26 protein-coding genes and 1 tRNA gene are annotated in these 22,585 nt (G+C 65.7%); 11 read left to right on the forward strand and 16 right to left on the reverse strand.

The window, feature by feature from the left end; translation table 11 throughout:
• Window positions 1-44 precede the first annotated feature (44 nt).
• Both pal and ybgF read left to right on the forward strand, forming a co-directional pair.
• Entirely contained in the window at window positions 45-590 is a 546-nt protein-coding gene (pal, locus tag V6X30_RS06405; protein ID WP_367983792.1) for a peptidoglycan-associated lipoprotein Pal, read from the forward strand.
• 22 nt (window positions 591-612) lie between these two features.
• Window positions 613-1,464: a tol-pal system protein YbgF gene (gene ybgF, locus V6X30_RS06410; protein WP_367983793.1), complete on the forward strand. Its 852-nt coding sequence runs from the start codon at window positions 613-615 to the stop codon at window positions 1,462-1,464.
• A gap of 4 nt (window positions 1,465-1,468) precedes the next feature.
• Here ybgF and V6X30_RS06415 read toward each other — a convergent pair whose 3' ends face one another.
• On the reverse strand, window positions 1,469-1,891 hold the full coding sequence (locus V6X30_RS06415; protein ID WP_367983794.1) for a PIN domain-containing protein: 423 nt from the start codon (window positions 1,889-1,891) through the stop codon (window positions 1,469-1,471).
• Window positions 1,888-2,166: a FitA-like ribbon-helix-helix domain-containing protein gene (locus V6X30_RS06420; RefSeq protein ID WP_367983795.1), complete on the reverse strand. Its 279-nt coding sequence runs from the start codon at window positions 2,164-2,166 to the stop codon at window positions 1,888-1,890. The genes V6X30_RS06415 and V6X30_RS06420 overlap by 4 nt, the downstream gene beginning before the upstream one ends.
• 129 nt (window positions 2,167-2,295) lie before the next feature.
• Between V6X30_RS06420 and V6X30_RS06425 the strand changes: the two genes are divergently transcribed.
• A tRNA-Lys gene (locus tag V6X30_RS06425) sits at window positions 2,296-2,371 on the forward strand.
• A gap of 71 nt (window positions 2,372-2,442) precedes the next feature.
• On the opposite strand, the gene V6X30_RS06430 is transcribed toward V6X30_RS06425, so the two are convergent.
• The gene (locus V6X30_RS06430) at window positions 2,443-2,868 is read right to left on the reverse strand and encodes a HipA domain-containing protein (RefSeq protein WP_367983796.1); all 426 of its coding nucleotides are present in this window, start codon (window positions 2,866-2,868) and stop codon (window positions 2,443-2,445) included.
• Window positions 2,868-3,119, reverse strand: a complete 252-nt coding sequence (locus V6X30_RS06435; protein ID WP_367983797.1) for a helix-turn-helix transcriptional regulator — start codon at window positions 3,117-3,119, stop codon at window positions 2,868-2,870. Before V6X30_RS06435 ends, V6X30_RS06430 begins: the two co-directional genes overlap by 1 nt.
• Window positions 3,120-3,317: 198 nt before the next feature.
• Here V6X30_RS06435 and V6X30_RS06440 point away from each other — a divergent pair, with 198 nt between their 5' ends.
• Window positions 3,318-3,950 (forward strand): shikimate kinase, encoded by a 633-nt coding sequence (locus V6X30_RS06440; protein ID WP_367983798.1) that lies wholly within the window; start codon window positions 3,318-3,320, stop codon window positions 3,948-3,950.
• A gap of 16 nt (window positions 3,951-3,966) precedes the next feature.
• On the opposite strand, the gene V6X30_RS06445 is transcribed toward V6X30_RS06440, so the two are convergent.
• A complete protein-coding gene (locus V6X30_RS06445; RefSeq protein ID WP_367983799.1) occupies window positions 3,967-4,389 on the reverse strand; it encodes a type II toxin-antitoxin system VapC family toxin in 423 nt (140 codons plus the stop codon).
• 417 nt (window positions 4,390-4,806) lie between these two features.
• On the opposite strand from V6X30_RS06445, the gene V6X30_RS06450 reads away from it, so the two are divergent.
• On the forward strand, window positions 4,807-6,726 hold the full coding sequence (locus V6X30_RS06450; RefSeq protein WP_367983800.1) for a sensor histidine kinase: 1,920 nt from the start codon (window positions 4,807-4,809) through the stop codon (window positions 6,724-6,726).
• Window positions 6,727-7,422 carry a response regulator transcription factor gene (locus V6X30_RS06455; protein WP_367983801.1) on the forward strand — a complete coding sequence of 232 codons (696 nt, stop codon included), beginning with the start codon at window positions 6,727-6,729 and terminating at the stop codon, window positions 7,420-7,422.
• A gap of 4 nt (window positions 7,423-7,426) precedes the next feature.
• On the opposite strand, the gene V6X30_RS06460 is transcribed toward V6X30_RS06455, so the two are convergent.
• Window positions 7,427-8,047, reverse strand: coding sequence for a LysE family translocator (locus V6X30_RS06460; RefSeq protein ID WP_367983802.1), 621 nt, complete (start codon window positions 8,045-8,047; stop codon window positions 7,427-7,429).
• 29 nt (window positions 8,048-8,076) lie between these two features.
• Window positions 8,077-9,351 (reverse strand): O-acetylhomoserine aminocarboxypropyltransferase/cysteine synthase family protein, encoded by a 1,275-nt coding sequence (locus V6X30_RS06465; RefSeq protein WP_367978120.1) that lies wholly within the window; start codon window positions 9,349-9,351, stop codon window positions 8,077-8,079.
• A 271-nt stretch (window positions 9,352-9,622) separates the two neighbouring features.
• Here V6X30_RS06465 and V6X30_RS06470 point away from each other — a divergent pair, with 271 nt between their 5' ends.
• A complete protein-coding gene (locus V6X30_RS06470; protein ID WP_367983803.1) occupies window positions 9,623-9,799 on the forward strand; it encodes a hypothetical protein in 177 nt (58 codons plus the stop codon).
• Between the two features lie 163 nt (window positions 9,800-9,962).
• Here V6X30_RS06470 and V6X30_RS06475 read toward each other — a convergent pair whose 3' ends face one another.
• A complete protein-coding gene (locus V6X30_RS06475) occupies window positions 9,963-10,439 on the reverse strand; it encodes a Dps family protein (protein WP_367983804.1) in 477 nt (158 codons plus the stop codon).
• Window positions 10,440-10,557: 118 nt separating this feature from the next.
• Window positions 10,558-10,875 carry a DMT family transporter gene (locus V6X30_RS06480; protein WP_367983805.1) on the reverse strand — a complete coding sequence of 106 codons (318 nt, stop codon included), beginning with the start codon at window positions 10,873-10,875 and terminating at the stop codon, window positions 10,558-10,560.
• 155 nt (window positions 10,876-11,030) lie between these two features.
• On the opposite strand from V6X30_RS06480, the gene V6X30_RS06485 reads away from it, so the two are divergent.
• The gene (locus V6X30_RS06485; RefSeq protein ID WP_367983806.1) at window positions 11,031-11,585 is read left to right on the forward strand and encodes a DUF192 domain-containing protein; all 555 of its coding nucleotides are present in this window, start codon (window positions 11,031-11,033) and stop codon (window positions 11,583-11,585) included.
• Here the strand turns inward: V6X30_RS06485 and aspS are convergent.
• Window positions 11,582-13,360, reverse strand: coding sequence for an aspartate--tRNA ligase (gene aspS / locus V6X30_RS06490; RefSeq protein ID WP_367983807.1), 1,779 nt, complete (start codon window positions 13,358-13,360; stop codon window positions 11,582-11,584). The genes V6X30_RS06485 and aspS overlap by 4 nt on opposite strands.
• Before the next feature lie 164 nt (window positions 13,361-13,524).
• Window positions 13,525-13,887: an FmdB family zinc ribbon protein gene (locus V6X30_RS06495; RefSeq protein ID WP_367983808.1), complete on the reverse strand. Its 363-nt coding sequence runs from the start codon at window positions 13,885-13,887 to the stop codon at window positions 13,525-13,527.
• 145 nt (window positions 13,888-14,032) lie between these two features.
• Here V6X30_RS06495 and V6X30_RS06500 point away from each other — a divergent pair, with 145 nt between their 5' ends.
• The 3 genes from V6X30_RS06500 to V6X30_RS06510 all read left to right on the forward strand — a co-directional run bounded on the left by V6X30_RS06500 (window position 14,033) and on the right by V6X30_RS06510 (window position 17,249).
• Entirely contained in the window at window positions 14,033-14,686 is a 654-nt protein-coding gene (locus tag V6X30_RS06500) for a DUF1614 domain-containing protein (protein WP_367983809.1), read from the forward strand.
• A 110-nt stretch (window positions 14,687-14,796) separates the two neighbouring features.
• Entirely contained in the window at window positions 14,797-16,101 is a 1,305-nt protein-coding gene (locus V6X30_RS06505; RefSeq protein WP_367983810.1) for a M24 family metallopeptidase, read from the forward strand.
• A 227-nt stretch (window positions 16,102-16,328) separates the two neighbouring features.
• Window positions 16,329-17,249, forward strand: a complete 921-nt coding sequence (locus V6X30_RS06510; RefSeq protein ID WP_367983811.1) for an SDR family NAD(P)-dependent oxidoreductase — start codon at window positions 16,329-16,331, stop codon at window positions 17,247-17,249.
• Here V6X30_RS06510 and V6X30_RS06515 read toward each other — a convergent pair.
• The 5 genes from V6X30_RS06515 to rluD form a co-directional block, all read right to left on the reverse strand.
• Complete coding sequence (locus tag V6X30_RS06515; protein WP_367983812.1) at window positions 17,246-17,629, reverse strand: type II toxin-antitoxin system VapC family toxin; 384 nt, start codon at window positions 17,627-17,629, stop codon at window positions 17,246-17,248. The genes V6X30_RS06510 and V6X30_RS06515 overlap by 4 nt on opposite strands.
• A gap of 2 nt (window positions 17,630-17,631) precedes the next feature.
• The gene (locus tag V6X30_RS06520) at window positions 17,632-17,964 is read right to left on the reverse strand and encodes a type II toxin-antitoxin system Phd/YefM family antitoxin (protein ID WP_367983813.1); all 333 of its coding nucleotides are present in this window, start codon (window positions 17,962-17,964) and stop codon (window positions 17,632-17,634) included.
• A gap of 109 nt (window positions 17,965-18,073) precedes the next feature.
• Window positions 18,074-20,686 (reverse strand): ATP-dependent chaperone ClpB, encoded by a 2,613-nt coding sequence (clpB, locus tag V6X30_RS06525; RefSeq protein WP_367983814.1) that lies wholly within the window; start codon window positions 20,684-20,686, stop codon window positions 18,074-18,076.
• Between the two features lie 73 nt (window positions 20,687-20,759).
• Window positions 20,760-21,506: a peptidoglycan editing factor PgeF gene (gene pgeF, locus V6X30_RS06530; RefSeq protein ID WP_367983815.1), complete on the reverse strand. Its 747-nt coding sequence runs from the start codon at window positions 21,504-21,506 to the stop codon at window positions 20,760-20,762.
• 7 nt (window positions 21,507-21,513) lie between these two features.
• Window positions 21,514-22,557, reverse strand: a complete 1,044-nt coding sequence (rluD, locus tag V6X30_RS06535) for a 23S rRNA pseudouridine(1911/1915/1917) synthase RluD (protein ID WP_367983816.1) — start codon at window positions 22,555-22,557, stop codon at window positions 21,514-21,516.
• Window positions 22,558-22,585 lie beyond the last annotated feature (28 nt).

A 22,585-nucleotide genomic window follows, 5' to 3' on the forward strand; every position in this document is an offset into this window, starting at 1 on the left:
GACGATCCATGGCATCGCACCGATCAGGAACAGGAGACGCTTCCATGAAATCAAGCTTCCGCTGGCTGCTGCCCGTGGCCTTCACCGTGGTCATCGCGGGCTGCGCCACCACCGAAGATGACATCAACGACGCCGAAATGGCCGAGATCGATCAGGCCGCCGCGGCCGAAATCGAAGCCGGCGCCGGCGCCTCGGCCTCGGGCGCGCAGGGCACGGCCGGATTCGAGGGTGAGCCGCTGGAAGACCCGGCAAGCCCGCTATCCGACCGCGTCGTCTACTTCGAATATGACAGCGCCGTGCTCACCGACGAGGGCATGGAGCTGATCGAGGCGCACGGCGAGTATCTTGCCGACAATCCCGAGCGGGCCATCCTGGTCGAGGGCCACACCGACGAGCGCGGCTCGCGCGAGTACAACCTCGCCCTTGGCGAGCGCCGGGCGGAGTCGGTCCAGCAGGCATTGCTGATCGCGGGGGCCGATGAGACCCAGGTCGACATCGTGAGCTACGGCGAAGAGAGCCCTGCGGTGAGCGGCAGCACGGAATCGGCCTGGGCGCAGAACCGCCGCGCCGAGCTCGTCTACGAACGCTGAACAAGGCACCCCGGGAGGCTTCATGTCGCGCATCGCCCGTCCCCGTCTGATGGCCGGCGCCGCTCTGGCGCTGGCCGCCACGCTGGCCGCCACCAGCTCACCGGTGCTCGCCCAGACCAATCTGGAGCGACGTGTCGACCGGCTCGAGCAGCGCCTTGAGGGCAGCGCCCTCATGGGCCTGATGAACCAGGCCGAGACCCTGCGACAGGAGGTCAGCACGCTGCGCGGGGAGATCGAGCAACTGCAGCGCCAGATCGATGATCTGCGCGACCAGCAGCGTCAGATCTACCTGGACGTGGACGGCCGGCTACAGACCCTCGAGAACGGCGACACGGGCGGTGGCGCTGCGCCGAGCGGTATGGGCGGTACTACGGGCGCCAGCAGCGCAGACGCGGCGGGCAACGCCGACGGCTCGGACGCCACCGCGATGACTGGCGGCGATGGCGATACCACGGCCGGCAGCTCAGGCGGCGTCCCGAACACGGGCGAGGCCAGCGACGAGGCCGCCATCCGCCGCGACTACGACCGTGCCTTCGAGACCCTCCGCGCCGGGCGCTACCAGGAGGCCGCCGAGGCCTTCCAGCAGTTCGTGGCCGATCATCCGGACTCCGCGCTCGCCGCCAACGCCCGCTACTGGCTGGGCGAGTCATACTACGTCGTGCGCGACTTCGACGCGGCGCTGCCCGAGTTCCAGCAGGTTATCGACAACTACCCGGAGAGCAACAAGCGCCCCGATGCGCTGCTCAAGATCGGCTATGTGTACTTCGAGCAGGGCCGGATGGAAGAAGCCCGGACCGCGCTCGAGCGCGTCATCGCCGATTTCCCGGACACCACGGCGGCGAATCTCGCCCAGCAGCGCCTGAATCAGATCTGACGGTTCAGGCGGCAGCCCAGGGGTTCACAACCGGGGTGCGCAGATCCGAGAAATGCCGCATATTGCCGGTAGCGATCGCTGCCTGGTTCGCGATCGCAATGCCTGCGATGAAGGTGTCTCTTGTATCAACCGGGCGCCCATGACGGCGCCGACCCGCAGCGAGCGTGGCGGCCGCATCGGCTGCTTTTTGATCGAAAACAAGGACCCGATGGCCCAGATCCTCGGCGAGGATCATCTCGAATTGTGACTCAAGTCGCTGCCTGCGGCGGCCATCCTCGGTGATTTGCAGCCCGTATCGCGCCTCGAAGATCGTGATCGTGGACAGCCAGATCTCGTCAGCCGGCTGTTGATCCAGCCACTGGACAACTCGCTCATCCGGCGTTGACTGCATCAGCGCCGAAAGCACATTGGTATCGAGGAGCATCATTGATGCGCGCCGCCCCCTGAGCCGTCATCATCGTCAAACAGCATGGGTTCTGCAGGACTACCCTGCCACTCCGGTATGGGGGCCGATAGCCCATCCTGAGCAAAGCGCGCCGCGATCCGAGAGCCCAGGTTTCCCGTTGCACTCCGCTGCTCACTAACCGCGATCCGAAGAATCTGTCGAATCTCCTCTTCCATGCTCCAGCCATGCTCGAGTGCGCGACGCTTGATCGCTGCCTTGATGTTCACATCCAGATGACGAACGACAACCTGCGCCATTGATGACCTCCGATCGATAGCTGGGTAGATCTAATTGATATCACGATATCGATCGGTTTCATAGACAGCGAATGGCCTCATCCGATATTGCCGCTGAGCGCGCGGCGCCGTATCATTCCGCCGCAGTGTGGGTCGTTAGCTCAGTTGGTAGAGCATCGGACTTTTAATCCGCTGGTCGCAGGTTCGAATCCTGCACGACCCACCAATTATCGAAAGCCTACGCCTTGCCCGCCAGAGAATCGCGAGAATCCCGCAGCTTTAGCCGCGGAGAGGATGTCACTCCCGGACCGTGAGTTGACGAACGCGCTTCAAGACACCCGCGCTCACGGACTCATGGATGCTGGCCGGGAAATCCGCAGGCAGCGCCCGCGCCGTCTTCTCAAGCGCGTCCGCGGCATGATCGGCCATGTCCTCGATCGCCTGGTTGACGAGCGTCTTTGGCAGGCCCGCCTCTTGGCCGGTCTGGACGAAATGCCGTCCCACAATCTCCTCAATCCGGGAATGGCGTCGGGCACCCACCGACATAGCCAGTTTCATCTGTCTGCGAGCGATCTGGCGACTGTTCAGGCTCGGTTGTGCGGACAGGACATCATAGAGCGGGGCAGTCGATGAAATCGCCCCGCCGGACGCCCTGGTCAGATGCCCGACGAGACGGTTATTGAGCAGGACCCGCAGCGGCGCATGTTGTCGGCGCCGCGGCATCAGAAGATCGCCTCAATCTCTTCGGCACCGCCCCTGGAGCGCTTCGCAATGCGGAACTCCAGATCCAGGGCAGCCAGAACCGCCAGGATCGTATCCAGCCGGGCCGCTGGGTTGCCGGTCTCAATGAGTGAGATCGTCTCCTGGCGCAGCCCCACCTTCTCGCCGAGCTGTGCCTGCGTCAGCCGCTGGCCTTTGCGGATGCGGCGGACGAGGTTGCCGATCTGCCCTGGTGTGCGTGCCAGATCATTCATGGTCTTTACCTCGACTCCAATATGCGGCAACCCCGATAATGTTATAATATCGGGATCAGCACATAGATCAACTTTATGCGCTAATTGCAGTAAAATACATTATCGGAATTGACGCATACGAGTCGACTTTTGGATGACGGAGACATTGTGTGGAATGTATCCTTCACGACCCAGCATCACCCTAGCGCCTGGATTGCCTTGACTCCGGATTCACTCACCACCCTCGCCGCCCATCACCCGGTCGTCATTGAGGGCATGGGCGGCTATGACCCGCGGGATCCGGCGGCCGTCGCGCAGCAGGTCGCGGCAGGACTGCAGGCACACTGGGCGCGTCGCCCGGTGAGCAAACCGCGGCTTATCATCATCCAGGGTGATCCCCTCGAGCCGCGCGGCATTTCCGCCATCACCCCGCGTGTGGCCGAGCATTTCGGCCTCGGGCGGGCGCTGGTCTGCCTGGACGAGGCCATCGCGCCCTATCACGCCCGGGATGCCGATCGGGACAATGTCGTGCTGGAGCTGCGCTATTCGCAGCTTGCCGAGTCGCTGCGTGCCCGGGATCCGCAGGCCATCGACCGGCTCGAAGCGGCGGTGGCCGCCGGCATCGAAGGCCGGAACCAAAAGCGCGAAGCACTCGGCAAACCACCGCTAAAGCACTGGTTCCGGGACTTCGCGCTACTCCAGGAGGTCACCAAGGCCGCCTCGCGCGCCCTCTGCGGCGAGATTACCGTCGCCCATACCGCGCGCGAGATCAGCGAATTCTCGGTGACGGGTTTCTACACCGTCGGGCTTGAGCTGGGATGGGTGGGACCAGAGGATCTGGTCACTCTCTAGAGATGCCTGGAATGCGTCATCTACTGGGCTCAAGCGTCTGGATCGCGCCAAGATGCCGCGCCTTTCGATAGTACCGCTCATCTGCAGTAATGAGTCGCGCACCCGGGTTTTTCAGGGCAACCGCGTGGTACATCGTGTCGAATAGGTGATGTCCAAGCTGGACTGATAACCGCCGTGCCTCTTGGTACACCGTCGCATTGTCTAAGACCGAAAACTCCATATCGAGAAAATCCGCGATATCGGCAGCAGACTCGTCGGGTTTCAAGCGGGCCAGGACGGCGGCGACCTCCGCGCGGAAGTGTGGAGGTTGCAGAAATTGGACCTCGCCCGAACAACTTGCACGCAACCACCGCAGCGCCTCGTCTGAATCCCTTTCATCGTCGCTCTCGCGCAAAAACCACTTCACTGCCACGCTAGCGTCGACGACCAATGGGGTCATGGTCGTCCCTCTTCTCTGGCCGCTCGGATGTCGGCCTCTTTGACACTGTGCGCATGTTCCCGTCTCGCAACGATCCGGTCCACTGCGGCGCAATGCCTCTGGCGGCGCCGCTCGCGCTCCACGGCCTCACGCATCAGATCCGAGATCACAGCGCTCTTGTTTCTACCTTTAAAGGTTTTATTGAATGCATCCTTCACGTCATCGGGGACACTGTAGTTGACGCTACCCATCGAAAAACACCATGTTATGGAAATTTTCTATAACATAGCACGAGCAGCGCTGAGCCAAAACCCGAGAGCCACTGAGAGTTTCCGCACGGCGCAGGCCGTATAACGGAAGCGTCGTGGCGCGTGGGCGTTCGCTTAAGCCGGGCGACGCGGTGACAATACGGTTCAGGGGCAAGAACCGGGAGCGGGCATGGGTGCGGAGACAATGCGGCGAGCGGGATGGTGCCGGGGACTGCTGGTGGCGTTGCTCTGGCTGGTGGCATCTCTCGTGCTGGGCGGCGTTACAGCGAACGCCGCGCAAGGCGAGCCACTGCCCCATCAACTCCGTTACTGCCCACCCGGCGTGACACCGGATACGGCGAGCGCCCTCGAGCAATGCAACCTCCGCCAGCGCCCCGCCGATCAGGGACAGCGCCTTGATAACGCCCCGCAGCGCATGCGGCTGACGATCACCAACCCGACATCCGGCCCGCAGGATGCCCGTCTTTTCATCGGCCCCTATTACCTGGCGTCCATCGAGCTCTTCCGGCCGGCGATCGCCGCCGGCGAGGCACCGACCGATCACCGACTGACCCGGGTCGGTGGCGGCGGCGCCTTTGCCGGGGGTGGCGCATCCAGTGCGGCGATCGCCGGTCATGTCTTCCCATTAACGCTCGCCCCCGGCGAGAACTCCTTCCTGCTCCGGCTGGAGGCGCCGGGGTTCGCGCATCTCGCGATTCGGGTGGATTCGCTTGGCGATGCAAGCCTCAGCCCGGCGCCGGCCGTCCTCTCCATCGGTCTGCATCTGGGCATGATCGCGGCACTGGCCGGTCTGGCCCTCGTGTCCGTCATTCTGCGACCCGGCCCGGTCAGCAATCGGCTGTTTGTGCTCATCACCGTCATCCTCATCCAGGTCGCTCTAGGCAGCGGCGTACTGCCCACCCTCCTCCCGGCCCTGCCGGGGCAGCTCGCGATGACGGCATTCATGATGCTGATCATGCTGCGCATGGCCACCTGGGGTTGGCTCTACCAGGCGCTGATTCAGCCCCATTACGACCGGCCCTGGTATCGGCTCGGCTGCCGGATCAGCTATGCCGTCGCCGGCGTGGCGAGTCTGTTCTACCTGCTGGAGTGGCTGGTGGCGGCGCGGCTGCTGAGCCTCCTGCTGATCCTGGCGGTGCCGATACTGCACACCGTCGCCGGCCTGTGCGCGCCGACCCGGATCCGGCTTTTCAAGCAGGCGCTGGTGGGCTCGCTCATCATCTATGATTTGCTCCAGATCATCGCCATCGTCCTGCTGGTGAGCTACAGCGGCCAGTCAGACCTGCCGGTGGTCATCTCCCGGGTACTGGATCTGGCCATCCCGCTGCTCGCCATGGGCACGGTGCTGCTGCGCAACCGCGCGAGCGACCAGCAGCTCGCCGCCGCCGAGCAGGAGCTCGCCCGCAGCGAGGCGCAGCTTGCCGCCGAGACCGCCGCGCGGGAGGAAAAGCGCCTGCTCCTCGACATGCTCACCCATGAGATCCGCAACCCGCTCGCCACCATCAAGCTCGCGAGCCGCGCCCTGCAGGGCCAGGCAAGCACGGCCGGCCCTACGGTCCAGCGCCGACTGGTGAACATCGACCGCGGCATCCGCACCATTGATGCCGTCATCGAACGCTGCGACCTGCATAACCGCATCGAAGAGACGGGCATCACCCCGGAGCGGGGCTCGGTCAATCTCCACCGCCTCATCCACGAGCTCATCGAGCGCTACGGCCTGCTCGATCGGGTCCGCGTCACCGGAGGCGAACGGCCGGTCGTGCTGACCGACGCGCAATTGCTGGAGACCCTGCTCGGCAACCTGCTCGACAACGCCGCGAAGTACTCGCCGCCCGGCAGCCCGATTGACGTCGTGATCCTCACCTCGCCCTGGGGCGTTCGGGTCTCCAACCGGATCGAGCCCGACATGGTCCCGGACCCGGAGCAGCTCTTCGAGCGCTACTACCGCCACGCCCATGCCCGCCGGCTGGGGGGCTCAGGGCTGGGGCTCGCGCTATCGCGTCGGATCGCCGAGCTGCTGGAGGGCACGCTCGTCCCGCGGATCGAGGCCGAGCGCATCCATTTCGAATTTCGTGTGGAGGATGACTGAATGCGCCGGGAACTCGCCATTGTCGAAGACGACGCCACGCTGCGCGAGGAACTCGCCTACCTCTTCGAGGAGGCGGGCTATCAGGTCCACCAGGCGCTCAACCTCGACGGACTGCTGGATGTGCTGCGGCTCCATCCCGTGCGCATGCTCATCCTCGATCTCAATCTGCCCGGGGTGAGTGGCTATGAGATCGCCCAGCAACTGCGCGAGACCCATCCGGGCATCGGCATCATCATGCTCACCGCCCGCTCGCGCACCGAGGACCGGGTCAAGGGCTACGGGGCGGGGGCCGATATCTATCTCACCAAGCCCGCCGACCCGCTGGAGCTGACGGCGGCGGTGGCGAGCCTGAGCCGGCGCGTGCTCGGCGAGCGCAACACCCATGATCTCTCGCTCGACTGCCTGCAGGGGATGCTGCGCGCCCCCGATCAGCCGGCCGTGGAATTGACGCCGGCCGAGACCTTCATCCTCCGCGCCCTCGCGCTCGCCCCGGATGCCACGCTCGACAGCGGCGAGCTGATGGATCTGCTCGAGGAGAAATTCCCCGATCGCAGCGCCACCCGCCGGTCACTGGAGAACAGCATCAGCCGCCTCCGCGGCAAGGCCGCCGGTCTGCTCCCGGATGGCGTGAATCTGATCCGCTCGGTACGCGGTATCGGCTACCAGCTCGGCCTGCCCATTCAACTCGTCGACTGACGCCTCAGCCAAGGGCGATGACGGCACCCACGAGCATCAGCAGCCCCCCGGCGATCTGATTGGCACGGCGCAGGGCCTCGGGCGAGTTCAGCAGCAGACGCAGCCGGTCGATGCCCGCCGCGAAGATCAGGTTGCCGAAGAAGGGCACCAGCATCGACACCGCGACGATGGCAAAGATATCGACGTTGGTGATCGCGGAGAGATCAAAGAAGCCGGGCAGCACGCCGAGGTAGAAGAGGATCGCCTTGGGATTGCCGAGAATCGCAGCCAGTCCGGCGAGAAAGCCGGGCCATAGCCCCGGTCGGGTGAGCCGTCCATCCGCGGTGATGGCCCGGTCGGCATGGCGCAGGAGCTGCAGGCCCATGACCAGGAAGATACCCGCCGCCACCCAGCGCAGCACCACCATGAATTCGCCGTACACCGAGACGATCCAGGCGAGCCCGTAGATCGCCGCCAGTGGCCAGAGCAGATCACCCACCAGCACGCCCAGGGCGAGCGGCCAGGCGCCGGCGAAGCCGCCCGCCAGAGTCCGGGCGAGCAGTGCCAGCCACACCGGACCGGGCGTGAGGAAGAGGATCAGCAGTGCGCCGGCATACAGTGCGAGGTCGGTGGGCGCGATGTTCATACTCGGGGCGCTCGCCTCCCCTGCGGCGTTCAACCCGCCGCGGCCAGCGCCTGGTCGATATCGGCGAGGATGTCGTCGATGTGCTCGATCCCCACCGAGAGGCGGACCATGTCACGGCTCACGCCGGCGCTGGCGAGCTCCTCGTCATTGAGCTGGCGGTGGGTGGTGGTGGCCGGATGGCAGGCCAGCGACTTGGCATCGCCGATATTCACCAGCCGGGTGATGAGCCCGAGCGCGTCGATGAACTTCGCTCCGGCCTCTTCGCCGCCCTTGATGCCGAAGCTGAGGATGCCGCCGGCGTTGCCGCCCATGTACTTCTGCACCAGCGAATAATAGGGGCTGTCGCTGAGGCCGGCATACTTCACCCAGGTCACGCCGGGATGGGCCTTGAGGTGCTCGGCCACCGCCAGGGCATTTTCGCCGTGGCGCGCCATTCGCAGCGGAACGGTCTCAATGCCCTGCATGAGCAGGAAGGCATTCATCGGCGAGAGCGCCGCGCCCATGTTGCGCAGCGGTGCCACGCGGCAGCGCCCGATGTAGGCCGCCGGCCCCAGCGCGTCGGTGTAGACCACGCCGTGGTAGGACGGGTCGGGCTCGGTGAGCATCGGATACTTCTCGGCATGCTTCGCCCAAGGGAAGTTGCCGGAGTCGACGATGACGCCGCCGACGGTGGTGCCATGACCGCCCATGGCCTTGGTCAGCGAGTGGATGACGATGTCAGCACCGTGCTCGATGGGCCGCCAGAGCACCGGCGTGGGCACGGTGTTATCGACAATGAGCGGCACGCCGTGGCGGTGGGCGATGGCCGCGAAGGCCTCGATGTCGACGACGTTGCCGTTGGGGTTGCCCACGGTCTCGGCGTAGACGGCCTTGGTGTTCTCGTCAATGAGCGCCTCGATGGCCGCCGGGTCGTCGCCGCTGCCAAAGCGCACCTCAATGCCCATGTTGGGGAGGGCGTGGGCGAAGAGGTTGTAGGTGCCGCCGTAGAGCTGGCTGGTGGTGACGATGTTATCGCCCACCCGGGTGATGCACTGGATGGCGTAGGTGATCGCCGCCATGCCCGAGGCCAGGGCGAGCCCCGCAATGCCCCCTTCCATCTCGGCCACGCGCTGCTCCAGCGCGGCGTTGGTGGGGTTCATGATGCGGCTGTAGATATTTCCCTCGACCTTCAGGTCGAACAGATCCGCCCCGTGCTGCGTGTCATCGAAGGCATAGGAGGTGGTCTGGTAGATCGGCACCGCCACCGCCTTGGTGGTGGGATCCGGCGAATAGCCGCTGTGAATGGCCTTGGTCTCGAGTTTCATGGGCAGATCTCGCTCCTGGTTGATCGCGTCCGCATTTGAGCGTCGTGGCACTGAATAATCGCAACTCTAACGTGTTTGCGGGAATGCGTCTGGAATATGCGGTGATATCGAAATGCCGGAAAGGCATAAAGGATGGCGTTGCCCCAGGGGTGCGGTGTGAAACGCCGTCGGTCGGCTTAGCCCTGCCGCGGGGCAGAAGCCCCTCTGGCAAAGACCGAGCGCGGCGCACACGCGTATTACACACGACTGGTATCCACCCTCGGAGGGATCGATGGTTCTTGGGACGGGCAAGCCACGCATGCCGCAGCAGAAAAAGCGGATCAATGTCAGCATCGACCCGGCAGATGGGTCATGGCCGTTCATCGATATCGACGATAGCGACGCGCCGTTTCTCGTCAGGACGCCGCAGATCATGCGCGCCATCGATTTCGTGTTCGGCGGAATATAGAAGCGCCACGGAACCACTCTGACGATGTGTGTCAGGCGTGTGACTGAAGAATGTGTAGTGTTCGTGTTCACGATGCCAGCGACGGGATCACGGCACACCTTCCAAAAAAAACCGGAGGCAGAGCGATCTACCCCCGGCCGTGACGGCTACTCGCGCCGTATGATCACTCCAGCATGCTGCGCAGCATCCACGCGGTCTTCTCGTGGACCTGCATGCGCTGGGTGAGCAGATCGGCGGTTGGCTCGTCATGCGCATCGTCGGCCAGTGCGAACGTCTCCCGTGCGGTGCGGGCAACGGTCTCATGATCGCTCACGAGCTGACGCAGCATTTCCTGAGCGTCCGGGTTGCCGGTCTCCTCCGGGATGGAGGTCAGCTTCTGATACTCGCTATAGCTGCCCGGGGCGGGCTCGCCCAGCGCACGGATGCGCTCCGCGATCTCATCCACCGCGGTGGCCAGCTCGGTGTACTGCTCCTCGAACATCGTGTGTAGGGAGTTGAACATCGGCCCGGTCACGTTCCAGTGGAAATTATGCGTCTTCAGGTACAGCGAATAGCTGTCCGCCAGCACACGACTGACACCACCGGCGATCTCCGCCCGGGCGCCTTCCTCGATACCGATATTAATTGCGGGAGTGGCCATATCGACCTCCTTTCTATCCATGTCCCTTAGCTAGTTTGCAATGATTACAAACTAACACATCGTCTACCCGAGCCCAAACGCTACGGCAATCCCGTGACCGCTGGATTGCGCCAGGTCATTACCCCGCCAGATTAAGCCCCACAAGTCCGATCACGATCAGCGCCAGGCTGGCGGCCTTGACCCAATTCATCGTCTCACCAAAGAAAAAGACACCCACGAGCGCGACGAGTGCCGTGCCGAGCCCCGCCCACACCGCATAAGCCACTCCGACTTCCATGCGCTTGAGCACAAAGCCGAGCGCGATGAATGCCACGAGATACCCCGTCACGGTCACCATGCTGGGGACCAGGCGCGAGAATCCATCGGAGAGCTTGAGCGCAGTGGTGCCGATCACCTCCATGGTGATGGCAGCGACGAGCAGCAGCCAGGCGGGCATCGGGTCTCCTTGCAGACGATCGACTGATGAATCAGGGTCCACTCTAGGCGCTGGCCCCACCGGGTCAAGGGCGGGGCGAAACGGACACCGGCGTCGTCCGTGATACCGTATGGCGAGAATGTCATCGCCGAGATCCCGAACCCGGAGGTCCCGACTTGCCCGCGATCCCTACCCGTCTGCTGCGACCGGCCCTCATCGTCCTCTTCGCCCTGGGGCTCGCACTGCTCAGCCACACCTGGCGCACTGATGCCAGCGACACCGATACACTGCCCGAGCCCTGGCTCTCGATGACCACCGCGGAGCTGGAGATCATTCCGCCGGCGGCGGGCTCGGGGGGGCTGACGGCCTCAGAGACACCGCCCACCCGATGGCTGACGGTGCGGGTTGCCGACGAAGCCGATGAGCGCGCCCAAGGCATGCAACATCTGCCGGCCCGGGTGGTCCGTGATCATCCCATCTGGTTTGAATTCCCGACGCCCCGGCGGGTGGGCTGGCACATGCGCAACGTACGCATTGCGCTGGACATGGCCTACGTGGCCACCGACGGCACGGTGATCGCCGTCGAGCGCATGGAGCCCGACCGCAGTGGCTATGGAATTGACGCGGAGATCGCCGCCGCCCTGGAATTGGCCGCGGGCGAGGCCGAGCGCCTCGGCATCCGGGCCGGCGCGCGCCTGCAGCTAAGCGACCCGCCGCCCCTCGGCGACTAGCCCTTCTGCGGCTTGCGCACGCGGATGTGCAGGTCGCGCAACGCCGACTCCTCCACCTCGGCGGGCGCCTCGGTGAGCAGGCAGGCGCCGGTCTGGGTCTTGGGGAAGGCCATGACGTCGCGGATCGAGCTGGCCCCCGCCATCATCATCACGATGCGATCAAGCCCAAAGGCGATGCCGCCATGCGGCGGGGCGCCGTACTCCAGGGCATCGAGCAGGAAGCCGAACTTCTCGCGGGCCTCCTCGGCGCCAATGCCAAGGCGCTCGAAGACGGCGGACTGCATGTCGGGCCGATGGATACGGATCGACCCGCCCCCCAGCTCGGTGCCGTTCAGCACCAGGTCGTAGGCCCGTGAAATCAGCGCTTCCGGATCGGCCGCGTTGACCTCGTCCACGTCCTCGGCCCGGGGCGCGGTGAAGGGGTGGTGCAGCGCATAGTACCGCCCATCGCCCTCGTCGTATTCGAACATCGGGAAGTCGACCACCCAGAGTGGCCGCCACTCGCCCTCGACCAGCCCGAGGTCATGACCGACGCGCACCCGCAGCGCCGCCAGCGACTCGTTGACCACCTTGGCCTTGTCCGCTCCGAAGAAGATGAGATCCCCGGCCTCGGCCCCGGTGCGCGCGAGGATGTCGTTGACCGCCGATTCGGGCAGGAACTTGAGGATCGGCGACTGCAGCCCATCGACGCCCTCGGCGGGGTCGTTGACCTTGATGTAGGCCAGGCCCCTGGCACCGTAGCGGCCGACGAAATCGGTATACTCATCGATCTGCTTGCGGGTGAGCGCCGCGCCCCCCGGTACCCGCAGCGCCGCGACGCGGCCACGCGGGTCGGCCGCCGGCCCGGCGAACACCTTGAACTCGACGTCGGCCAGCAGGTCGCTCACCGTCACCAGCTCCATGGGGATGCGCAGATCCGGCCGGTCGATGCCATAGCGCTCGACGGCCTCGGCATAGGTCATGCGCGGGAAGGGATCCGGCAGGGCCACGCCGGCCACTTCGTCCATGAGCTCGCGGACCATTTTCTCCATGAGCGTGGTGATCTGGTCCTCGTCCATGAACGAGGTCTCGACGTCGAGCTGGGTGAACTCCGGCTGACGGTCGGCACGCAGATCCTCGTCGCGGAAGCAGCGCACGATCTGGTAGTAGCGATCCAGCCCGGACATCATCAGCAACTGCTTGAAGAGCTGCGGCGACTGCGGCAGCGCGTAGAAACTGCCGGCATGCAGACGGCTTGGCACGAGGAAGTCGCGGGCGCCTTCCGGCGTCGCGCGGGTGAGCATGGGCGTTTCGACGTCGAGAAAGCCATGGGCGTCGAGGAAGCGGTGCATGAAGCCGGTGACCTTCGCCCGCGTGATCAGGTGCTGCTGCATCTCCGGGCGGCGCAGGTCGACGTAGCGATAGCGCAGTCGCACATCCTCGCCGACATCGTCCTCGTCGAGCTGGAAGGGCGGCGTCTTCGCCTGATTGAGCACCTCGATATCGTGACCGAGCACCTCGACCTGGCCGGAGTTGAGGTTGGGGTTGACGGTCCCCTCGGGCCGGTTGCGCACCTTGCCGCGGATTTTCACCACCCACTCCGGGCGCACCCGGTCGGCGGTGGCGAAGGCGGCCTCACGATCGGGGTCGAAGACCACCTGGAGCAGCCCCTCGCGGTCGCGCAGGTCGATGAAGATGACACCCCCATGATCCCGCCGCCGGTGCACCCAGCCGCAGATCTCCACTTCCTGATCGAGCAGGGCTTCGGTGACATCGCCGCAATAGTGGGTGCGCATGGATCGGTAACCGCCTTTCGCAAAAGCGGAAATGGTAAGCGGTGGGGGGTTGGCAGGCAAGCGGGCCGGGGCCGGGGATCTATGCCCATGATGCGGTCAATCCGTTCGCCGGGACAGTCCACGAGCCCGCCGCGCATTATGCGGTGCGGTCGACATAAGCCCGGTCAATCCCCGCCGGCGGCCTTCTTGCCGGACTTGCCGGACTTGCCGTCGCCAGCCTTGGTCTCTCCGGACTTGGCGGATCCGCCGCCGTCTTTGCCCCCGGACCTCCCGTCCGACTTGCTGTCCGACTTGCCTTCGGACTTCCCCTCCGCGCCGCCGTCGCCGGCCACGTTACGGCGGTTGTCCTTCTTGAAGTCGGTCTCGTACCAGCCACTCCCCTTCAGGCGGAAGGCCGCGGCGGAGATCTTGCGGCGAAGCGCGGCATGATGGCACGCGGGGCAGTCGGTCAGTACCTCGTCACTGATGCCCTGCAGCGCCTCGAGCTCGTGGCCGCAGTCATCGCACACATACTCGTAGATCGGCATGCTCTATGTCCTCATCCAGTAGGCCGTTACCGGCAATGCAAGCGTTCTGGGGACAGATCGCCCCAATTGCAAGTTATGATAGCGCCTTTCAGCCGGCGTCGGGTGCCCGAGGCCGGCCCATGGCCCAGAGCAGGAGGATCGTCGTTTGCCGTTCCAGATCATTGCCGCCATCTTTCTGTTCGCCCTGCTGTTCGTGTTCATCCAGATCGGCGTGGTCACGGTGGCCTTCGACAAGCTGGGACTCTCGCACGGGTCGGCCATGCTCCTGCTGGTGACCTCGCTGCTGGGCAGCTCGATCAACCTGCCGCTGTTCAAGGTGGATGCCACACGGGAGCCTGATCCGCAGTGGCAGCAGCGGATGCGCTGGATGGCGGCACTGCATCGCAGCCTCGATCCCAACAAGGTGGTCATCGCGATGAATGTGGGCGGCGGCCTCATCCCCATCGGCTTTTCCATCTACCTGCTCAACCACAACCCCCTGTCCATGGGCATCGTGGCGGCGGCGATCGCCATTCAGTCGGCGATCTGCTACGCCTTCAGCCGACCGATTCCCGGCCTGGGCGTGGGCATGCCGATTCTCATTGCCCCCATCGCCGCGGCCGTGATCGCCGTCACCCTGGCGCCGGAGAACAGCGCCCCGCTCGCCTATATCTGCGGCACGCTGGGGGTACTGGTCGGCGCCGATGTCCTGCGCCTCAAGGACGTGCGCGGGCTGGGCTCCCCGCTGGCCTCCATTGGCGGCGCGGGCACGTTCGATGGCGTGTTCATCACGGGGCTGGTGGCGGTGCTGCTCGCATGAGACCAATGAGGCTTGTCGTGATGACGCTGGCCGCGTATCTGCTATAAGGACGGGGTATCCAACGGTCGCGTCGAATGGGCTGCGCGCCGCTCAGAAACGGGGGATGGGCAATGGATTTCAACCGCTACCGCGATGTGCTGGCCGAACGGGTTGGTCGGCTCGAGCTACCCTTCGACGATGCCGAGTATGCGCGACGGCGCCAGGGCGTTGCCGATGCCATGGCCGAGGCCGGCCTGGCGGCGCTGCTGGTCACCGATGCGGCGGACATCTGCTATCTCACCGGCTACAACACCTTTGAGGTCTCCGTCCACACGGCGCTTCTGCTGACCGCTCCGGAGGCCGCGGAGGACAGACCTCAGGGCCGTGCCGTTCTGCAGGTCCCGTCCATCGAGACCGGCCCTGCGGTGACCACCGCACGGGTGGATGAGGTCTTCGGCTATCGCTGGGAGGCGGCCAACGGTGCCGTCGATCAGATGGCCGGGATGATTCGTGATCTGGGACTGGTCGGATCCGGCCCGGCCGGCCATGATGTCGCGCCAATCTGGCCCGGCGATGTCGGCGCCTCGGCGGGCGTCGGCGGCAGCGTGTCACGGATCGGCACCGACAACTGGGGACCGGCACTGCGCTGCGGGTTTCGCGATGGCCTGGCCGCGGCTCTGCCTGAGGTCATGCTCACCGATGCCTCCGGCCTGGTCGATGCGGTGAAAATCGTCAAAAGCGAGCCCGAGATCGGCCTGCTGCGGGAGAGCGCGCGGATTACGGAGGCGGGCATTGCCGCGGCCGAGAGCCTGATCGCACCCGGCGTGACCGACCAGCAGCTCGCGGCCACGGGCTCGGCGGCCATGCTCGCCGCCGGAGGCGAGTTCATGAGCCTGCAGCCCATTGTCACCGCCGGCTGGCGCTCGAGCGTGATCCACTGCAATCACCAGCGCCACACAGTGGCCGAGGGCGAGCCGGTGTTTCTTGAATTCGGCGCGGCGTGGCACCGCTATACGGCGCCGATGATGCGCACTCGCGTGGCCGGCACGCCGAGCGATGAAATGCGCCGCACGGCGGGCGTGATCCGGGACATCTACGAGGCGCTGCTGGCGCATATGCGCCCCGGCGTCACCATGGACGCGGCAGCGGCCGCCGCCGATGGGGCCCTGGCGCCGATGGCCGAGCGGGCGTTTTTCTCCGGCGTCTACGGCTACACGGTCGGTATTCAGTTCCCGCCCTCGTGGGTGGAGGCCTCGGGCTACATCGCCCGCGGCGTCGAGCGCGAGTTCGCCGAGAACATGGTCTTCCATCTGCCACTGATGCTGCGCATCCCGGGGGAGTGGGGCATCGGCATGAGCAACACCGTGCGGGTGACGGCGGATGGCGGCGAGGCGCTGACGAATAATGATCTGGCGCTGACGGGAACCGCAGGTTAGCGAAACGCGATGGCGATGATCATTATCGGGGCCGGAAGCGGGCCGCTTACAAGGTGTTTCTGGCCTATTGAACACGCTTTTTACACACGATCATGTGGTTCATTCGTGTTCAGTCCGCGCAGCCGGAGGGTAGCAACCCCTTGGCGACCGGAACCGCACTCCGCCCCTTCGCCCTTCGCTCACTCCCGCCCATGACATAAACCCCTGAGCCCCGGAAACCGCTGATCATGGCAAAACCCAATCCCCCCGTGATGCTCATCACCGGCTGCTCGACCGGCATCGGCCGGCACTGCGCCTTTGCCCTGCAGAAACGCGGCTGGCGCGTGTTCGCCACGGCCCGCAACCCGGCCGATGTCGAGGCACTGGTCCGCGACGGCCTGAATGATGCGCTGGTGATGGACGTCAACGACGATGCCAGCATCCAACGGGCCGTGGGTACCCTGCTCGAGCGCACCCGTGGCCGGATCGATGCGCTGTTCAACAACGCCGGCTTCGGCCAGCCCGGGGCGCTCGAGGATCTGCCCCGCGAGGCGCTGCGTGAGCAGTTCGAGACCAACGTCTTCGGCGTCCATGCCATGACCCGCGCGGTACTGCCGGCGATGCGCGCGCAGGGCTGGGGGCGGATCGTGCAACACAGCTCAGTGCTCGGGTTTATCGCGCTGCCCTGGCGTGGCGCCTATAACGCCAGCAAATATGCGCTGGAGGGCCTGACCGACACCCTGCGTCAGGAGCTACGTGGCACCGGCATCGAGGCGATCCTCATCCAGACCGGCCCGGTGACCAGCCGCTTTCGGGCCAATGGCTGGGAGAGGTTCAAGCGCTGGGTGGGGGTCGGCGGGCCCGCTACCGCGACCGGCATACAGGCGTCGGCCAACCTCGAGCACGCCAACACCGACTGGCGCGAGCGCGTTGCCGCCAGCGTGCATCGCGACACCTATCAGGCGGTGATCGACCGACTTGAGGGCGATGGTGAGCCACCCTTCACCCTCGGCCCCGAGGCGGTTGCCCGCAAGCTGATCCTGGCGGTGGAGTCAATGGATCCGAAGCCGCGGTATCACGTGACCGTGCCGACCCATGTATTCAAGGCGCTGAAACGCTGCCTGCCCACCCGCGCGCTGGACACCGTTATTCGCTGGGTTAACGGTTAGGCCGCGGGCTGGAACACCTCGACATCAAGCCCGCGGAGCGGCGCGTAGTGCTTGCGGTTGGCGGTGAGCAGGGTATCGCCCTGGACCATGGCCGTTGCCGCGATCAGCGCATCAGCAAGCCGCAGACCGTCTCCCAGGGCATGCTGCTCGAGCAGAAACATGCCCCGTGAGGAGATTTCCGGGCTGACTGCCACCACATCGGCCGACCAGAACCGAAGCGCACGCCGCAGCGCCGCCAGCTCGCGCGCGTCCCGCATCCCCTGGACCAGTTCCATATAGCTGATTGCTGACAGCGCGAATCCATCCAGCGATTGGAGCCGCCGCTCTGCCCTCGGAAGACCACGCAGGCTCCAGACCACAACATCCGTGTCGACGAGCACGGTCAGGATGCTCCCCCGAAATCCCTGGGCGCACGCAACTCATCGATGAGGGCGTCCACGGACTGTTCCGTGCGATCGGCCCACATGCCAAAGGCAGGGTTGGCATGGACATCCACGGCCGGATCGCGGGCGGCGGCGCCTTTAGCCTGCGCCGCATAGGCGCCAGCGGCGTCGCCACCCTCCCGCACTTCCGATGAGTGACTGGATGACTCGGCAACTCCAACCAACCGGGCGCAGGGACGCCCCCTGTAGGTCACTTCGACCGTATCACCGCGCTCGACCGCGGCCAGTAGTTCACCGGCCCGGAGACGTAAATCACGTACTGATGCTCTCATGATCTGCCCTCGCCAATGTTTCACATAGTTTGAGAAACATTGCATCGGAAGTCAACGCATCCTGAACAGCACGATCAGCCAGGGAGGCCCGCGGTCGCCGGCGATGGCGCTAGGCCACCGCCGGTTCGCTGATGCGCTCGAAGCGGAGCTCGCTCGCCTCGCCGCTGCCCACGGCATCCACCCGAATGCGGTCACCGGCGGTGAAATCACCGGCGAGGATCCGCTGGGCGAGCACGTTCTCCACCCGCTGCTGGAGGACGCGCTTCAGAGGACGCGCTCCGTAAATCGGATCGAAGCCGGCCTCGCCGATGACATCCAGCGCCGCATCCGTGAGCTCCAGCGCCATGTCGCGCTCGCGCAGCCGCTCCGAGAGATAGCGCACCTGGATCTCGGTGATCCGCCGGATCTGGTCACGCTCGAGCGGGTGGAACACCACCACATCGTCGACGCGGTTGATGAACTCCGGGCGGAAGTGCTGCGAGACCACGCCCATCACCTCGCGCTTCATCTCGTCGTACTGCGCCTCGCCGGCATGCTCCTGGATCAGATGCGAGCCGAGGTTCGAGGTCATGACGATCACCGTGTTACGGAAGTCCACCGTGCGCCCGTGGCTGTCGGTGAGCCGACCGTCATCCAGCACCTGCAGCAGGATGTTGAAGACATCGGCATGGGCCTTTTCGACCTCGTCGAGCAGCAGCACCGAGTAGGGCTTACGCCGCACGGCCTCGGTCAGGTAGCCGCCCTCCTCATAGCCGACATACCCCGGAGGCGCGCCAATCAGTCGGGCCACGGAGTGCTTTTCCATGAACTCCGACATATCGATGCGCACCATCGCCTCCTCGGTGTCGAAGAGGAAGGTCGCGAGCGCCTTGCAGAGCTCGGTCTTGCCGACACCGGTCGGGCCCAGAAACAGGAACGAGCCGTTAGGCCGGTTGGGATCGGAGAGCCCCGCACGGGAGCGGCGGATGGCATCGGAGACCGCCTGGACCGCCTCGGCCTGGCCGATGACGCGATCGCCCAGCGCCTCTTCCATGCGCAGCAGCTTGTCGCGCTCGCCCTCGAGCATCTTCGAGACCGGAATCCCGGTCCACTTCGAGACCACCTCGGCCACCTCTTCGTCGGTCACTGAGTTGCGCAGCAACTGCATCTCCTGGCTGTGTTCGGCCTGCGTCGCGGCCTCGAGCTTCTGCTCGAGCTCCGGGATGCGGCCGTACTGCAGCTCCGACATGCGGGTGAGGTCGCCGGCACGGCGCGCGGTATCGAGCTCCTGACGGGCCTGCTCCAGCGCCTCCTTGAGCCCTGTCGTGCCCTCCACCGCCGACTTCTCGGCGTTCCAGACCGACTCCATCTCGTTGTATTCGCGCTCGATCTCGCCAATCTCGTCCTCCAGCGTGGCGAGCCGCTTTTTCGAGGCCTCGTCGGATTCCTTGTTGAGTGCCTCGCGCTCGATCTTGAGCTGGATGAGCCGGCGCTCGAGCCGATCCATGGCCTCGGGCTTGGAGTCGATCTCGATGCGGATGCGACTGGCGGCCTCGTCGATCAGATCGATGGCCTTGTCCGGCAGCTTGCGATCGGTGATGTAGCGCTGCGAGAGCGTCGCCGCACTGACGATCGCCGGGTCGGTGATCTCCACGCCGTGGTGCACCTCGTAGCGCTCCTTGAGCCCGCGCAGGATGGCCACCGTGTCTTCCACGCTCGGCTCGTCCACCAGCACCTTCTGGAAGCGGCGCTCGAGGGCGGCATCCTTTTCGATGTTGGTGCGGTATTCATCCAGCGTGGTGGCGCCAATGCAGTGCAGCTCGCCGCGTGCGAGCGCCGGCTTGAGCATATTGCCCGCGTCCATCGAGCCCTCGGCCTTGCCGGCACCGACGATGGTGTGGATTTCGTCGATGAACAGAATGATCTCGCCTTCCTGCTTGGCCAGATCCTTCAGCACCGCCTTCATGCGCTCCTCGAACTCGCCGCGGTACTTCGCACCGGCGACCATCGCGCCCATGTCGAGCGAGAGCACGCGCTTTTGCTTGAGCGCCTCGGGCACCTCCTGGTTGACGATGCGCAGCGCCAGGCCCTCGACGATGGCGGTCTTGCCCACGCCGGGCTCGCCGATCAGCACCGGATTGTTCTTGGTGCGGCGCTGGAGCACCTGGATGGTGCGGCGGATCTCCTCGTCGCGGCCGATCACCGGATCAAGCTTGCCCTGCTCGGCCCGCTCGGTGAGGTCGATGGTGTACTTCTCGAGCGCCTGGCGCTGGTCCTCGACATTGGGGTCGTCGATGTTCTCGCCGCCGCGGGTGGTCTCGATGGCCTTCTCCAGCGCCTCCTTGTTGGCGTCGGCATGCTTCAGGGCCTCGCCCACCCGCGTCTTGCCATCATCCACCGCGGCCAGCAGGAACAGCTCGCTGGAGATGTAGCTGTCGCCCCGCTTCTGCGAGAGCTTGTCGGTGAGGTTGAGCAGGCGATTGAGGTCGTTGCTGACATGCACCTCGCCGCCGGTGCCGGAGACGGTGGGTAGACGGTCCACCGCCTCGCCGAGCTGTGAGCGCAGCATATTGACGTTGACGCCGGCCTGCTGGAGGAGGTGGCGTACACCGCCGCCCTCCTGGTCGAGCATGGCGAGCATGAGGTGCTCGGGCTCGATCATCTGGTTGTCGCGGCCCACGGCCAGCGACTGGGCCTCGGCCAGCGCCATCTGGAACTTGGTGGTCAGTTTGTCCATTCGCATGGGACAGACTCCTTCGGTAATCGGTGAATACGCTTACCGGGAGATATGGGGATCGCTGGCCGATTTGCAATGGCTAGCGGTTGGTGATGTAGCCCGCCATACGCCCCGTGATGCCATCGCGGCGGTACGAGAAAAAGCGGGCGGGATCGCTGTGGGTGCAGTGACCGACCCGGCGGATGTCGGCGACACCCGCGAGCGCGAGAACGTCGCGGGCCGTTGCCGCGAGGTCCAGTTGGAAGCGGGTGCTGTCACGGCTCGACGGGTGACAGACGGGCTGGATGTCGCTGCGCATGATCGAGTCGATGACGTCGGGGCCGACCTCATAGGCCTCGGGCCCGATGCAGGGGCCAATGCAGGCCGCGAGATCCGAGGCCGCCACTGGCAGCGTCGCCACGGCCTGCTGCAGGATCCCGGCGGCGAGCCCCCGCCAGCCGGCATGCACCGCGGCCACGCAGCCACCGGCGCGATCGGCCAGCAGGATCGGCAGGCAGTCGGCCACCAGCACCGCGCAGACCTGCCCCGGCTGATCGGTCCACACCGCGTCGGCCTCGGTCACATCGCACTCGACCTCACCGGCATGAACCACTCGGGTCCCGTGCACCTGGGCGACCCAGCGGGGTTGCTCGGGCAGCCCGGCCTGCGCCACGAGGCGTCGACGGTTCTCGTGCGCCCGCGCCGGGTCGTCCGCTACATGCAACGCCAGATTGAGTGAGTCGTATGGCGATGGACTCATCCCGCCGGCACGGGTGGTAAAGCCCGCGCGGACGGGAAGGTCCCAGTCCGGGTGGAGGATCTCGATGGCGTTCACCGGGCGGGGCATCAATGGCTCACGGCCGCCAGCGGCCGTCGTCGGCCTCCGCCTCCGTCACGGCGTTCCGGTGGGCTCGTAGCGCGGTCCGCAACCGCTCGAAATCCGCCGGCGGCGCGGCCGACCAGCTCAGCGTCTCGCCGCTCACCGGGTGAGTCAACGTGAGCGTCTCCGCATGCAGGGCCTGTCGGTGGAAGCCGCGCAGCACATCGGCGAGCGTGTGGGTATCGCCATCCACCGCCACCGACGCCGCCCCCGACGGCACCGCCAGCCGCCCGCCGTACAGGGGGTCGCCGACAAGCGGATGCCGAATGTAGGCCATATGCACCCGGATCTGATGCGTCCGGCCGCTCTCCAGCCGGCATCGCAGGAGGGTGTGGGCGGGAAAGCGCTCCTCCACCCGGTAGTGGGTGACCGCCGGCTTGCCGTCCTCGCGCACCGCCATACGCAGCCGATCCCGCGGATGCCGGCCGATGGGCGCATCCACCTGACCACCGGCGGTGAACGTCCCCACCACCACCGCGAGGTATTCCCGCCCGACGGTACGGGCCTGGAGCTGCTCGACCAGGTGGGCATGGGCCTCCAGCGTCTTCGCCACCACCATCAACCCGGTGGTCTCGCGATCCAGCCGGTGGACGATGCCCGCCCGCGGCACGGCGTGCAGGCGCGGGTCATGGTGCAGCAGTGCATTCTGCAGCGTCCCGTCCGCGTTGCCGGCGCCGGGATGCACGACCAGTCCCGCGGGCTTGTTGACCACCAGCAGCGCCTCGTCCTCAAAGACGATATCCAGCGCGATGGGCTCGGCGGCCACCGGCCCCTCTTCCGGCAGTTCGGCACGAATCACGACTTGCTCGCCGCCCCGCACCGGCGTGCGACCCCGTGGCGAACCGCCGTCGACGGTCAGCGCGCCGTCCTTCAGCCAGCGCTGCAGTCGCGAGCGGGAGAACGCCGGGAAGAGCTCGGCAATGACCGCATCGAGCCGCCGCCCGGCAGCGGCCTCGGGCACCACCGCCGTCTCATCCACCCGCTTGTCATCCGGCTCATTGTTCATTTCGCTGCTCATTGCTCTATCCCGAATCCCTCATGACGCT

Source organism: Spiribacter sp. 1M189 (assembly GCF_040838345.1).
GTDB lineage: Bacteria > Pseudomonadota > Gammaproteobacteria > Nitrococcales > Nitrococcaceae > Spiribacter > Spiribacter insolitus.

What these genes read in the sequence shown, in the direction of transcription:
- V6X30_RS06465 (WP_367978120.1), bottom strand. Translation starts at nt 9,351, where the DNA reads ATGAAACTCGAGACCAAGGCCATTCACAGCGGCTATTCGCCGGATCCC.
- pal (WP_367983792.1), top strand. Translation starts at nt 45, where the DNA reads ATGAAATCAAGCTTCCGCTGGCTGCTGCCCGTGGCCTTCACCGTGGTC.
- V6X30_RS06415 (WP_367983794.1), bottom strand. Translation starts at nt 1,891, where the DNA reads ATGATGCTCCTCGATACCAATGTGCTTTCGGCGCTGATGCAGTCAACG.
- V6X30_RS06420 (WP_367983795.1), bottom strand. Translation starts at nt 2,166, where the DNA reads ATGGCGCAGGTTGTCGTTCGTCATCTGGATGTGAACATCAAGGCAGCG.
- clpB (WP_367983814.1), bottom strand. Translation starts at nt 20,686, where the DNA reads ATGCGAATGGACAAACTGACCACCAAGTTCCAGATGGCGCTGGCCGAG.
- V6X30_RS06480 (WP_367983805.1), bottom strand. Translation starts at nt 10,875, where the DNA reads ATGCCCGCCTGGCTGCTGCTCGTCGCTGCCATCACCATGGAGGTGATC.
- V6X30_RS06520 (WP_367983813.1), bottom strand. Translation starts at nt 17,964, where the DNA reads ATGAGAGCATCAGTACGTGATTTACGTCTCCGGGCCGGTGAACTACTG.
- V6X30_RS06510 (WP_367983811.1), top strand. Translation starts at nt 16,329, where the DNA reads ATGGCAAAACCCAATCCCCCCGTGATGCTCATCACCGGCTGCTCGACC.
- V6X30_RS06505 (WP_367983810.1), top strand. Translation starts at nt 14,797, where the DNA reads ATGGATTTCAACCGCTACCGCGATGTGCTGGCCGAACGGGTTGGTCGG.
- V6X30_RS06495 (WP_367983808.1), bottom strand. Translation starts at nt 13,887, where the DNA reads ATGCCGATCTACGAGTATGTGTGCGATGACTGCGGCCACGAGCTCGAG.
- V6X30_RS06430 (WP_367983796.1), bottom strand. Translation starts at nt 2,868, where the DNA reads ATGCCGCGGCGCCGACAACATGCGCCGCTGCGGGTCCTGCTCAATAAC.
- pgeF (WP_367983815.1), bottom strand. Translation starts at nt 21,506, where the DNA reads ATGCCCCGCCCGGTGAACGCCATCGAGATCCTCCACCCGGACTGGGAC.
- V6X30_RS06455 (WP_367983801.1), top strand. Translation starts at nt 6,727, where the DNA reads ATGCGCCGGGAACTCGCCATTGTCGAAGACGACGCCACGCTGCGCGAG.
- V6X30_RS06435 (WP_367983797.1), bottom strand. Translation starts at nt 3,119, where the DNA reads ATGAATGATCTGGCACGCACACCAGGGCAGATCGGCAACCTCGTCCGC.
- ybgF (WP_367983793.1), top strand. Translation starts at nt 613, where the DNA reads ATGTCGCGCATCGCCCGTCCCCGTCTGATGGCCGGCGCCGCTCTGGCG.
- V6X30_RS06460 (WP_367983802.1), bottom strand. Translation starts at nt 8,047, where the DNA reads ATGAACATCGCGCCCACCGACCTCGCACTGTATGCCGGCGCACTGCTG.
- V6X30_RS06450 (WP_367983800.1), top strand. Translation starts at nt 4,807, where the DNA reads ATGGGTGCGGAGACAATGCGGCGAGCGGGATGGTGCCGGGGACTGCTG.
- V6X30_RS06445 (WP_367983799.1), bottom strand. Translation starts at nt 4,389, where the DNA reads ATGACCCCATTGGTCGTCGACGCTAGCGTGGCAGTGAAGTGGTTTTTG.
- rluD (WP_367983816.1), bottom strand. Translation starts at nt 22,557, where the DNA reads ATGAGCAGCGAAATGAACAATGAGCCGGATGACAAGCGGGTGGATGAG.
- V6X30_RS06475 (WP_367983804.1), bottom strand. Translation starts at nt 10,439, where the DNA reads ATGGCCACTCCCGCAATTAATATCGGTATCGAGGAAGGCGCCCGGGCG.
- aspS (WP_367983807.1), bottom strand. Translation starts at nt 13,360, where the DNA reads ATGCGCACCCACTATTGCGGCGATGTCACCGAAGCCCTGCTCGATCAG.
- V6X30_RS06470 (WP_367983803.1), top strand. Translation starts at nt 9,623, where the DNA reads ATGGTTCTTGGGACGGGCAAGCCACGCATGCCGCAGCAGAAAAAGCGG.